8 protein-coding genes are annotated in these 12533 nt (G+C 47.1%); 2 read left to right on the forward strand and 6 right to left on the reverse strand.

What is annotated here, in order from left to right; all coding sequences use genetic code 11:
* Window positions 1–236 precede the first annotated feature (236 nt).
* A complete protein-coding gene (gene cysI / locus ABD014_RS12215) occupies window positions 237–1961 on the reverse strand; it encodes an assimilatory sulfite reductase (NADPH) hemoprotein subunit (RefSeq protein WP_343861353.1) in 1725 nt (574 codons plus the stop codon).
* 61 nt (window positions 1962–2022) lie between these two features.
* Window positions 2023–3924, reverse strand: a complete 1902-nt coding sequence (locus ABD014_RS12220) for an assimilatory sulfite reductase (NADPH) flavoprotein subunit (protein ID WP_343861355.1) — start codon at window positions 3922–3924, stop codon at window positions 2023–2025.
* A gap of 258 nt (window positions 3925–4182) precedes the next feature.
* Here ABD014_RS12220 and ABD014_RS12225 point away from each other — a divergent pair, with 258 nt between their 5' ends.
* Window positions 4183–5412 (forward strand): aminopeptidase, encoded by a 1230-nt coding sequence (locus ABD014_RS12225; protein ID WP_343861358.1) that lies wholly within the window; start codon window positions 4183–4185, stop codon window positions 5410–5412.
* 315 nt (window positions 5413–5727) lie between these two features.
* Here the strand turns inward: ABD014_RS12225 and cyoE are convergent, their stop codons facing one another.
* Window positions 5728–6507: a heme o synthase gene (gene cyoE / locus ABD014_RS12230; RefSeq protein WP_343862093.1), complete on the reverse strand. Its 780-nt coding sequence runs from the start codon at window positions 6505–6507 to the stop codon at window positions 5728–5730.
* A gap of 321 nt (window positions 6508–6828) precedes the next feature.
* Between cyoE and ABD014_RS12235 the strand changes: the two genes are divergently transcribed.
* Window positions 6829–7860: a Gfo/Idh/MocA family protein gene (locus ABD014_RS12235; RefSeq protein ID WP_343861360.1), complete on the forward strand. Its 1032-nt coding sequence runs from the start codon at window positions 6829–6831 to the stop codon at window positions 7858–7860.
* A 381-nt stretch (window positions 7861–8241) separates the two neighbouring features.
* Here ABD014_RS12235 and ABD014_RS12240 read toward each other — a convergent pair whose 3' ends face one another.
* The 3 genes from ABD014_RS12240 to ABD014_RS12250 all read right to left on the reverse strand — a co-directional run bounded on the left by ABD014_RS12240 (window position 8242) and on the right by ABD014_RS12250 (window position 12497).
* Window positions 8242–9951: a proline--tRNA ligase gene (locus ABD014_RS12240; RefSeq protein ID WP_343861362.1), complete on the reverse strand. Its 1710-nt coding sequence runs from the start codon at window positions 9949–9951 to the stop codon at window positions 8242–8244.
* A 318-nt stretch (window positions 9952–10269) separates the two neighbouring features.
* Window positions 10270–11655, reverse strand: a complete 1386-nt coding sequence (hemG, locus tag ABD014_RS12245; protein WP_343861364.1) for a protoporphyrinogen oxidase — start codon at window positions 11653–11655, stop codon at window positions 10270–10272.
* Between the two features lie 77 nt (window positions 11656–11732).
* Window positions 11733–12497, reverse strand: a complete 765-nt coding sequence (locus tag ABD014_RS12250; protein ID WP_343861367.1) for a MerR family transcriptional regulator — start codon at window positions 12495–12497, stop codon at window positions 11733–11735.
* Window positions 12498–12533 lie beyond the last annotated feature (36 nt).

The raw sequence follows: 12533 nt of genomic DNA on the forward strand, positions 1-12533 counted from the left end.
TTATGTTGTAAGCGGGATCATCTCACAATGCGTGATCTTAAGGAGTCATGTTTGTAAAATTAAGATCTTTTGCAAATATGCATGTTTTTGGTTCTAATGTCATAGTACAAGGTACGTGTTCAGTTCAATATCGTTAGGGGGAATAAAACAATTAGCGGCGAGGGCTTTCCTGCTGCTGTGTAGTTAGCAAAACAACAACAGCGCCGGCTATTAAGCCAGCGCTGCTGCGTTATACGCTATGCGTGAAAATCAAGTCCAGAGCGGACTTCCTTGACGTAGCCGCTGCGGATGACAAAGTCGCCGAAATGCTCCCCTGTCCGCCTGTCGGCCGCATAATGCTTAATGATCGGTGAGAGTGAATCAAGAATTTCCGCTTCACCGATGTTTTCTTTGTACAGCTTGCTTAAGCGGTCACCGGCGAAGCCGCCGCCCAAATACATGTTGTATTTGCCAGGCGCCTTGCCGATGAAGGCGATTTCGGCCAGCGCTGGTCTGGCACAGCCGTTCGGACAGCCAGTCATACGGATGACGATATCTTCATACGCTAGCCCGGATTCCTGCAGCATCGGCTCGATCTTATCAAGCAAGGTCGGAAAGTAACGCTCCGATTCAGCCATTGCCAGGCCGCAGGTCGGAAAAGCGACGCAAGCCATTGAATTTCTTCTCAGAGCCGTATAGTTCGCGCCGTCGGACAATCCGTAGTTCTGGATGAGCTCATTGATCTTCTTCTTCTTATAACTCGTCACACCGCCAATCACTAAGTTCTGGTTCGCTGTCAAGCGGAAATCACCCTGATGAATCTTGGCAATTTCCTTGAGGCCGGTCTTAAGCAAGTAACCATCCTCATCCTTTATGCGGCCATTCTCAATGAACAACGTATAATGCCATTTGCCGTCGCTGCCCTTCACCCAGCCATAACGATCACCATTATGCTCAAAATGGTACGGACGAACGTCCTCCAAGCTCCAGCCGAGCCGCTTGGTCAGTTCTTCGATGAACCAATCGATGCCGCGGTCATCGATCGTGTATTTGAAGCGGGCATGCTTGCGCACTGCACGATCACCATAATCACGTTGTATCGTTACTGTCTTCTCTGCGAGATCAACAACTTGCTCCGGACGACAGAAACCAATCAACTGCCCTACCTGCGGATAAGTATTGGTATCGCCGTGGGTCATCCCCATTCCTCCGCCGACCGTTACATTAAATCCCTGCAGCTTGCCATCCTCTACGATCGCGATGAAGCCAAGATCCTGTGAATAGACATCTACATCATTCGAAGGTGGAACAGCGACCCCGATCTTGAATTTCCGCGGCAAGTATACCGCGCCATAAATGGGCTCCTGTTCTTGCTCCTTGCTCGGAGTACTCTCCACCTTCTCCCCATCCAGCCAGATCTCATGATAGGCTAACGTTCTTGGCTCAAGATGCTTACTCAATTGGCTGGCCCAGGCATAGACCTGCTCATGAATCTCCGATTGGTAAGGATTTGGGTTGCACATGACGTTCCGGTTCACGTCTCCGCAAGCCGCAATTGTCGTCAATAAGGAATCATTGACTTCCTTAATCGTCTGCTTCAAATTCCATTTCAAGAGTCCATGTAATTGGAAGGATTGCCGCGTCGTTAAGCGGATCGTGCCATTTCCGTGGCGCTCCGACAAAGAATCCATCATCAGCCATTGATCCGGTGTAACGACTCCGCCCGCAGCGCGGACACGGAGCATAAATTGATAAGCTGGTTCCAGCTTCTGCTTAGTACGCTCATTGCGCAGATCACGGTCATCCTGCATATAGCTGCCGTGAAACTTCATTAATCGGTTATCGTCCTCCGGGATGGACGCAGTAATGCGATCCTCCAGCGTCTCCTGCAGATTGCCGCGCAGATAATTACTGCTGCGCTTAATATCCTCCACATCACTATGCGGCGCACTGTTCGGCGATAGTAAGTTATTATCAGACATCCGCCATTCTCCTCTCACAAGCCTTAGAGGTAGTCAATAAACCTCTCTTAATACATATCTCTTAATACACATCTCTTAAGTAGCGCTTCTCCTGCTGCAATCTGGCCAAATATTGTGCAGCTTGCTCAGAATTCAAGGCACCCTCACGTTCAATGATTTGAAGCAGAGTTACCTGAACGTCATGGGCCATTCTTTTCTCGTCCCCACAAACGTATACGACTGCGCCTTCTTCCAGCCAAGCGAACAGCTCACGGCTGTGCTCCAGCATACGATGCTGTACATACACCTTCTCGGCCGTATCCCGAGAGAAGGCTACATCCATCCTGGTAAGGACTCCGTCCTTCAGCCAGCGCTGCCATTCAATTTGATAGAGGAAATCGGTTACGAAATGCTGGTCCCCATAGAAAAGCCATGATTTGCCGGTTGCCCCTGTCTCCTCCCGTTCTCCAAGGAACGCTCTGAACGGAGCTACGCCCGTGCCTGGACCAATCATAATAATCGGCGTATCCGGATTATCCGGAAGACGGAACTGATCATTCTGTTGAATATATACCGGTAGGTATTCGCCCACCTCTGCGCGCTGTGCCAGCTGTGTGGAGCAGACGCCGTATCTTTCCCTGCCATAGCACTCATAGTTTACTGTACGTACGGTAATATGAACCTCTTCCGGATATGCTGTTGGACTGCTGGAGATCGAATACTGGCGGGGAGGTATTTTTCGTAAAATAGATGCAATTTCCTGTGCCGTATGTCCCTTAAGTGAGAAATCTTGTATCAAATCCAGCAAGTCGCGCCCGCTCAGATACGATTTCAGCTCCGCCTCATGCCCTGCCTGTACTAGCTCTTGCAGTTGAGCGTGCCCTGTTAAGGCCGCGACTTGGGTTAACAACGGCTTCGTTAACACCGTAATTTCATAATGGGTCAACAGAGCATCGCGAAGCGACTTCTGCTCGCCGTTCTTGTTAATTGTCACTAGTTCCTCACCTGACCAGCCCATCGCTCCCAAAATATCCTGAACAAGCTGTGGATGATTCTCCGGGTAAATAGCCAAGCAATCGCCTGGTTGATACTGCAAACCTGAGCCTTCCAACGATAACTCAATATGCCGTGTCTCGCGTTCTGATCCGCGTCCGTTGAGGTTTAGATTTTCAAGGATTTCAGCCTTAAAAGGGTTCGTACGTGAGTATGCGGAGGAATATTCGTCGGCTTGACCTCCCGCAACCTGAGACGTGTTGGCTTGAACAGTACCCGATGCAACCGCATGCCCTACATTTAGCGCAGCCAGAACTTGATTCATCCACTCCGTCGCTGCTTCATCAAAGTCGACATCGCAATCCGCACGGTCGATGATTCGCTTGCCGCCAAGCTCCTCTAGACGTTGATCAAAATCCTTGCCTGTCTGACAGAAGAATTCATAGGACGTATCGCCAAGCGCCAACACAGAAAACTCCAACCCCTCCAGCTTCGGAGCGCGTTTGCTGTGCAGGAACTCGTAGAATGAGATCGCTGCATCCGGCGGCTCGCCTTCCCCATGAGTACTGACTAGAAGCAGTAGTCTCTCGATTTTCTTCAACTGGTTCGGCTTCAAATCTCCCATCGAGACCGTCGTCACCTGGAAGCCTTCTCCCTCCAGTCTGCGCGACAGTTGCTGCGCAAGTCCTTTCGCATTGCCAGTCTGAGTGCCGTATAACACCGTTACTTCTTTGGATGCTGGAGCACCCAGTTTCACTGCTGAAGAAAACTCGCTTGCCGTAGGAATCATAGAATCCGCCGTACTCACAGTCACTGTCTGACCAGTGGCCGTAGACGCTATTGGAGCCACTGCACCAGCGGCAGTTCCCAGCAGCGCGGTGAGATAACCGCTCAGCCACACCCGCTGTGAATCGTTCAGACCCGGTAATAAGCGATTTAGTAGGTCAACCTGTTCTTCGTTAAAAGGACTATTCGTAACTTGTAAGACCAATAACTTCACCCCGTCCAACGTGCACTTTTTAAATTCCAAGTATTTATATCTGAATTATATAAACTGAAATTAACATAGCATGAATACGAGGTCAATTAGAATGATCTTATGGTATTTATCAATAATACTGATAAAGTGAGCCGAACCCTCTTATATAACCTCATCTCGTAAGATTGCGTTATAATGGAGATTGGGCCCTTTTAGAGGGCGAGGTGTACAATTGTACTGAAGACAAGCAAGTTTAAGGAGGAATGAGCAGTGGATAACTTTAATCAATTACTAGAAAAATACGCTGAACTGGTAGTAAGAGTAGGCGTTAATATTCAGCCGGGCCAGCTATTGATCGTACAAGCCCCGATAGAAACGGTAGATTTGACGCGTCTAATCGTCGGCAAAGCCTATGAGGCCGGAGCTAAGCTTGTCCAGGTGGAATGGATCGACGAGATGATCTCGCAGATTAGATATGAGAAAGCCCCAGATGGCTCCTTCAGCTTCTATCCGAAGTGGGAAGCCGACAAAATGGAGCAGTTTGCGGAAGCGGGTGGTGCTCTGCTGCATATCAAAGTGCCTGATCCTGAGCTGCTTCATGGAGTTGATAGTTTACGGGTATCTACTGCGGTTAAAGCAGCAGCCATTGCCCGTGAGAAATTCAGCCAATATACACGTAACAATATCATCAGTTGGTCGCTGATCAAAGCGCCAACACGGGCCTGGGCCAACAAAGTATTCGCCGATCTTCCGGAAGATCAACGGATCGATGCGATGTGGGAAGCGGTCTTTGCCATTAATCGAGTCGGTGACGGTGATCCCGTGCTGGCTTGGCAAGAGCATATCAAGCAGCTCAAAGAGCGTCAGGAGTTCATGAACAACAAACGCTACCGCAGCCTGCATTACCGAGCACCCGGCACCGATCTGCGCGTAAAGCTGCCGGAAGGCTATAAGTGGCTTGGCGGTGGGGACGTAAATGCGTCCGGTACTTATTTTGTCGCTAATATGCCGACGGAGGAGATCTATACCATGCCACATCGTGCGGGTGTAAATGGTAAGGTTCGCAGTACGCTTCCGCTCAACTTGAACGGACAGCTGATCGAAGGAATCGAGCTTACATTTGAGAACGGAAAGGTGACCCGCTTCGATGCCAAATCCGGACGTGAGCATCTGGCCAAACTGCTGGAGACCGACGAAGGCGCCACGCATCTTGGCGAGGTCGCGCTCGTTCCGCATGATTCCCCGATCTCGCGGATGAACCGGGTTTTCTATAACACCGGAGTCGATGAGAATGCGTCCTGCCACTTCGCGCTTGGCAGCGCCTACCCGGTCAATATTGAGGGAGGAACCACGCTGAGCAAGGAACAGTTGCTGGAACGGGGGGCTAACGTAAGCTTGACTCATGTTGACTTCATGGTTGGCTGCGCAGAGCTGGACATTGATGGCGAGCTTCCTGACGGCACGATTGAGCCGGTATTCCGCAAAGGGAACTGGGCGTAAACATCTGTCGCTTTCATATAGAATTCGTTCTTAAATAAAACAGTTCTCGCCACAAAATTATGGTGAGAACTGTTTTTCATTATTCTAGGTTGTTCACTTTTATTAGCAAATAGAGTAACGTCCCAGGATCGTAAATAAATGCTCTCCTGCAACTACAGATTGAGTTTAACACGATAGAGATCAAGTTTATCTACATACTATGTCTGTATAAAGCAACACTTATGCCAATTCTATGATGATAAATCCAATCAATGCGAAGACCACTCTGTAAACTTCCCTTCGATTACGACGTTCTCATGTGAAGCAAGTATCTTTTTAAAGTAGAGCAATCTCAATCATCATCAACAAAGAAAACGTCAGGAAATAAAGAGAAAGTCGAAAGTTGTTTGAAGCCCATCTCGCTTCATTTTTTGTAATCAACCCATGTAAGCATGCGATCAACCATATCATTAACAGTGCACCAGAAACGATCAGATATCCTACACCAACGTAATGATGATCAAATAACAAATAATTAACGAAAAACAAGCTTACAACATAAGGTAGCATCTGTATTTTTGTGCGATATATACCTTTTATAACGGGAAGTAATGGATAACCTGCCGCCTGATAATCTTCTTTTTTTAAAATCCCAAGTGACCAAAAGTGTGGTGGTTGCCATAAAAAAAGAAACAAAAATAAAAGCCATGCGCCGAGTTCCAACTTATTTGAAAAACTGCAGTAGCCGATCATTGGCGGCATAGATCCAGAAATACCTCCGATTGAAGTACTCCAGGTTGATGTTGGTTTTAGCCAAGCCGTGTAGATCACTACGTAAACAAATAGGCCAATGAAACCCAAAACTGCGCTTAGTGGATTGACAAGGATATACAAGGCGGTCAGTCCAACGAACCCTGCTACAATCCCAACGATCAATACGTTCCGAGGCTTCAACCGCCCGCTCGGTAACGGACGAACACGAGTCCGTTCCATTTTTAAGTCTCGTGCACGATCCAAAAAGTTATTTAACATCGAAGCAGCTGCAACAACTAACGTTGTTCCAAACAGCATGAATATCAAAGTATAGTAGAAGATAAATTGATTATCTTTGATAATTAAATCTTAGTCGCTTCCTTTCATAGGATCAATTCTAATTACAGGATGATAACGATTAGTATTTCCTATGATAATGAATCTTTCGCGACAGTGTGTTCTGTTTGCCTGACTCCCACATCGCTTTTGCCAAAGTCGATTTGAGCCCCGTTCGCGCATATCTGGTCAATCGCGTATGTTCTTTATTTATTGAATGGAACCTTTGTGAGGACGTAGTCCATTAGGTTGAGTAAACGTTTCCTTATTAAATTTACTGGCAGGAAAAATCCAGTATATAGTTGAAAAATATAGATGTGTTTAAAAAACGCATTAAGGGGAGATTCAATGGTACACCGTGCAGGGATTATAGGGACAGGCTTTGGAGCAGATGTTCATGCACCAATACTTTTGGCACATCCTTGTTATGAATTAGTTGCCTTAAGTAGTATTCGTACAGGAAGAGCACAAATAATTTCAGATAAGTTAAATATTATGTATGCTTTTGATGATTGGAAACGAATGATAAATGAAGCAAACTTGGATTTAGTAATAATCGCTACCAATCCGACTCTTCATATGGAAATTACATTGTACGCAATTAATTCCGGAGTGAACGTATTGTGTGAGAAACCTCCTGCGTTGAACTACCACCAAGTATCTGAGATGCAAAACGTGGCGTCGAAACAAAACAGAATTGTAGCAATGAATTTTGAGTGGCGCTACTTACCAGAGCGTCAAGCGATCAAAAAATTGCTTGAAAACAATGAAATTGGAGAACTATTTCATGTAGATTGGTCAGAAGCATGGCCACTATGGCCAAATATAAAGGATGAACCGTTTAGCTGGCAATGGGAGCTGGATAAGGGCGGTGGCATGCTTGGAGCAGTAGGTTCGCATATGATTGATGCTCTATATCATTGGGTCGGTCCTTTTTCTGAAAATATCCATGGATTCACTAAAAATCATGTAAATATGAGGAAACACGAGTTAGGGTATAAACCCACGGATGGGGATGATTCATTTTTTATAAGTGGGGAGTTTAAGCATGGAGGGACTTTTAATTTGCAGTTTATTACGGCATCGATAGCTAGAAAGCCTAGAATTGAGATCTTCGGTTCTAAGGGAACTCTTATTTTAGAAGGTAGGGAATTAAGGATAGCAACTCACAGAAACAAAGATTACTCATTAGTTGACTTAGAAAGGTCAATTGATTCATCATCTTTTCCATCAAATATAAGAGGTTACGTCCACTCCCAATGGATGCTATACAACGATTTATCTGCAGCTCTATACGGCCAGGTAAAAGGAAATTTGCCCAACTTGAATGACGCTGCAATTGTACAAGATATTATGGATCAAATTAGAAAGCTAAACTGAGTGTCTGAATTATAAAGGAAAGCGATAGCTCAATTAATTCACTTTGACCACTTATGAGCACATGCTAATATACGTGTGTACCAGTTAACCTCTGAGTCTAATGTGTAGCTTAGAAACATTACACTACATTAGACTGAGGGCGTTGATTTAACGCGGTTTATGGATTAAAGAATCGTCATCTTTTGAAGAATAAGTTTAGACTGATCCATAAAATGAAGCAGCGGCGGACCAAGACTTGATTAATAAAGTCTTAGACTGCCGCTGTTAACATTCAACTAACGTGCCCGTTAGCACAATAAGAACTCACAAAGTTATTCACCGCTTAATTTATGTCCTTGCAGGAGCAGTACGCGGTTAGATAATTCCCTTGGTAATCACGATCTAACCCTTAACCTTTTCCTTAACCAGATTAACAACCTCATCAATGGAGACAAACTCACGGTGCCCATTCTTACGAACGGTTAACTCGACTTCCCCCTGCTCAGCGTTCTTGCCTAATGTAATCCGCAGCGGAATGCCAATTAGCTCTGAATCCTTGAATTTAACGCCTGCACTCTCATTCCTGTCATCATACAATACCTCAATCCCTTGTTGAGCCAGCTCCGCATATAGTCTGTCTGCAGCTTGAGTCTGCTGTTCATTCTTGCTGGATATCAGAATCAGATGGACTTGAAATGGAGCCACCGACATGGGCCAGATCATTCCTCGATCATCATGACATTGTTCAGCGATAGCAGAGAGAAGTCGCGATATTCCAATGCCGTAGCAGCCCATGATCATGGGTTCCTTTTTGCCGGAACTGTTCAAATAATGAGCCTGTAGCTTCTCACTGTATTTAGTGCCGAGCTTAAAAATATGTCCCATCTCTATCCCGCGTGAAAACTTCAACCGCCCCTGCTGGCAATTCAGGCAATGATCTCCCTCTACAACGTTTCGGAAGTCGCCAACTTGATCTAGCTTGAAATCCCGTCCAGGACGCACATGAATTTCGTGAACATCGGCTTCATTGCCCCCTGTTATACCTTCACTCATACTGGCAACCTCTTGATCTACAAGCACAGGGATATGGAGACCGCAAGGACCGATAGAACCGGCAGGCGCCAGCCCAAGTTCTTGTAAGGCACCCGAATCGACAATCTCGAGATTCTCGGTGTTCAAATATTTCATCACTTTAAGTTCATTGACCTGGTGATCGCCTCTGACTAATACAGCGACCATTTGTTGATCCGCCTTATAAATAAGCGTCTTGATGATTTGCTGCGCTTCTACTTGCAAGCCGGCAACGAGTTCGTCGATGGTGCGGAGTCCTGGAGTTTGGATTTTCTCGCGCGGCAGCACTTCGGACGAAGGCACAACGGATTCAGCTCCATCCCTACCAACGGCGGCCTCTATATTTGCTGCATAATCACAGCAAGTACAGGATACAATCGTATCCTCGCCTATATCGGCCAAGGCCATAAATTCATGGGTCTCCCCTTCGCCGCCAATCGCTCCAGCATCTGCCTCCACGGCTCTGTAATTCAGTCCCATACGCTCAAAAATACGCTCATAAGCCCCATACATTTTCCGATATGACCGATCTAATCCTTCCCAATCTGTATCAAAGGAATAAGCATCCTTCATCACAAATTCCCGTCCGCGCAGCAATCCAAATCTCGGACGACGTTCATCTCTGAATTTCGTTTGAATCTGGTAAAGTGTCACCGGCAGCTTCCGATATGAATTAATCTCATCCCGCACCAAAGCCGTAATAACTTCCTCATGCGTAGGTCCCAGAACGAACTCCCGTTCATTGCGATCAGATAGACGCATCAACTCAGGACCATACACATTATGCCGTCCTGACTCCTTCCAGAGATCAGCAGGCTGGAGTGCTGGCATGAGTATTTCCTGGGCTCCGGTCAGTTCCATCTCCTCGCGAATAATCTGCTCAATCTTGCGTAATACTCGACGACCTAGCGGCAGATATGTATAGATTCCAGCCGCCAGTTGCCGGATAAATCCGCCTCTCAGCAGCAATTCATGACTCGCCACCTCCGCTTCCGCAGGCGATTCTCGTAACGTGTTCAATAGTAAAGTGCTCTGTCGCATTGTAACAACCTCCTTGTTATAAAAAAAACAAAAAGACACATTCGTTAGGGACGAATGTGTCGTGTTACCACCCTATTTCGACAATGACGCTAAGCAGTAGTTCAAAAAGTCCGCTTACTTATCATTGTCCTCTTTCTCGGATAACGGCCGAACCCCGGTAACGGTTATCCCGTTACAGCTCGCAAGTCGGGAAGTACTCCTTCGTCGGAAGAATCCTCTCAGCCTGTGGGATTCTCTCTCTGCACCGCGAACTTTGGAACACTTGTCTTGGTCATTGCTTTTTTGAAACTTTATCATGCCCTGGTGGGATAGTCAATACTATAACAGTTCAGCCACCCGAGCTGCGGTTGCTTCACCGTTGGCGATGCAATCCGGGATACCTACGCCGTAATAAGAGCATCCCGCCAGGAACAGGTCGGGGTACTGCTGCGCAACTTTGCGCTCCAGCGATTGAACGACCTCATGATGGCGCAAATGATAGTTGGGCATAGAATCCGTCCACCGCGTAATTGCATAGGTTGTCGGCTGTGGCAGCTGACCGATGCTCTGCTGCAGATCGGACATCGCTTCCTGCAGCATCTCCTCCTCAGATAAGCCTTGTAGACGCTCATAGTGCGGGCCAGAGCTTTTATAGAATAAGCGAACGAGCAATTGATGATTTGTCGATGTGTGGGTCCATTTGCGACTGGTCCATGTAGACGCCTGGCATTTCAAGCCGCTGCTGTCGGCAACGATGAAGCCCGTTCCATTCTCCGGAAGCAATTCATCGCTTACGTCAAAGCCCATATATACACTGATGAGGGAACTGCCGATCAATTCTGCGAAGTCTTCGTTCAGACTCTCGTTGGCAAGCATCGACTGAGCCGCTTGATGCGGCACACTCAGAACAACACTGTCCGCCACCAAGCTGCGGCCATCCTCCAAATTCAGCGTGTACTGCTCACCGTCTCGTATTACATGGCTTACTTTGCAGCCTTTCATCCACTCGATATCTGACAGCGCCTGCTCCATCCGCTCAATGATCACTGAAGTACCACCTGCAAAGGAAAGAAACTTCTTCTCCCCTTGCGATTTGAAGGTCTGGCGATTTTCAGCGAGTCCCTTCATAATACTGCCGTATTGATTTTTGTAATCCAATAGATAAGGCAGCGTGGAAGCAATCGTTAATTCATTCAGCTTACCGGAGTACACACCTGATAATACCGGAGCGATCTGCTTCTCGACTAACTCTTTGCCAAGAAAAGCTTCCAGAAACAGGCCGATCGAATCGTTCTTCGTGAACGTCTCATTCGTCGTGTAGAAGTCTTTGAGCGCCTCCACCTTGCCTTCCGCTGAGACCAGCTCGCTCTCAGCCAGAGCCTGGAGACTGAGCGGGATGCCGAATACCGCTTCCTCGGGTATTAACTTCAGCTTACCGTCCGTATGCAGATAGGATTTACCCGTAGCGTTATAGACGACTTCTTCCCGTAGTCCCAGCTCATCGATCAGCGGATCTACATTTCGTTTGCGGGCGACAAGCGAGTCGGCCCCAACTTCCATAATGAAGCCATCCCGCTTCACCGTATGGATCTTCCCGCCCAATCGTTCATCCGCTTCAATCAGTACAATGTCCGCAGCAAGCTTCCGTTCCTGAATGATTTTGTGCAAATAATAAGCCGTGGATAATCCCGTAATTCCTCCACCAATTACCGCAACTTTCTTCAATCTATTCCACCTCGATCAAGGGTTATGTTCACTCTCCCCATCATAACCTACTTGTCTTAAAGCGGACAATATTCCTACTACAAAGTTCCGTTAATATACACATGAATGGAGTCGCGCAGGAATTGGGCCAGCCCATTCTGATGCTTGTCATAATAGTCACGGAATCGCTCGTCATCGACATACATTTGCGCTATGCCGGCATGGGCCTCTTTATTGTAGGTGTCCCAGTAAAAGGTTAGCCATTCTTTGTGCAGTTCGGCAGCGTGCTGAGCCTTCTCCCCCGCCGGATCACCTGTCTTGTACGCCTCAAGCAAAGCCGCGATCACTTCATCGGCAAGTGCCGTCACTCGTTCATATTGTTCAGCTGTCATATTTCGGAGCTTCCCGTTGGCTCTATCGATCGTATCAGCACCGTACTTCTCTCGTATCTCGTCCCCGTATTGCCGCTCATTCTCAGCGATTAACTGTTCTTTGAATCCGGTAAATTTCTCTTGATCCGTCATCGTTATTCTCCCTTCCGCTTCGGATATCGTATGATCAACATTGGCAATCAGCAGGTCTAGCTGCCGCTTGCGGTCAAGGAGCTGTCTGCGATGCTGCTTCAGCGCTGCAATCCGGTCAAAGGACGGGTCCGTAATTACCTGTTTGATATGATCCAACGGTAATCCGAGCTCGCGAAAAAATAATATTTGCTGCAACTGGTTAACCTCGGCTGCCCCATAAATCCGATATCCCGATGAGTTGATTCTTGCCGGCTTAAGAATGTCAATCTCATCGTAATAGCGTAATGTCCTCGTACTGATTCCAGCTAGCTGACCCAGCTTCTGAATGGTGTATTCCATCTGTTTCCCTCCTGACAAGTTCACTCTATACCTTTA

It is taken from the genome of Paenibacillus motobuensis (assembly GCF_039521865.1).
GTDB lineage: Bacteria > Bacillota > Bacilli > Paenibacillales > Paenibacillaceae > Fontibacillus > Fontibacillus motobuensis.

Coding starts and splice junctions, on each gene's coding strand:
- ABD014_RS12250 (WP_343861367.1), bottom strand. CDS start 12,497: ATGGAATACACCATTCAGAAGCTGGGTCAGCTAGCTGGAATCAGTACG.
- cysI (WP_343861353.1), bottom strand. CDS start 1,961: ATGTCTGATAATAACTTACTATCGCCGAACAGTGCGCCGCATAGTGAT.
- ABD014_RS12235 (WP_343861360.1), top strand. CDS start 6,829: ATGGTACACCGTGCAGGGATTATAGGGACAGGCTTTGGAGCAGATGTT.
- ABD014_RS12240 (WP_343861362.1), bottom strand. CDS start 9,951: ATGCGACAGAGCACTTTACTATTGAACACGTTACGAGAATCGCCTGCG.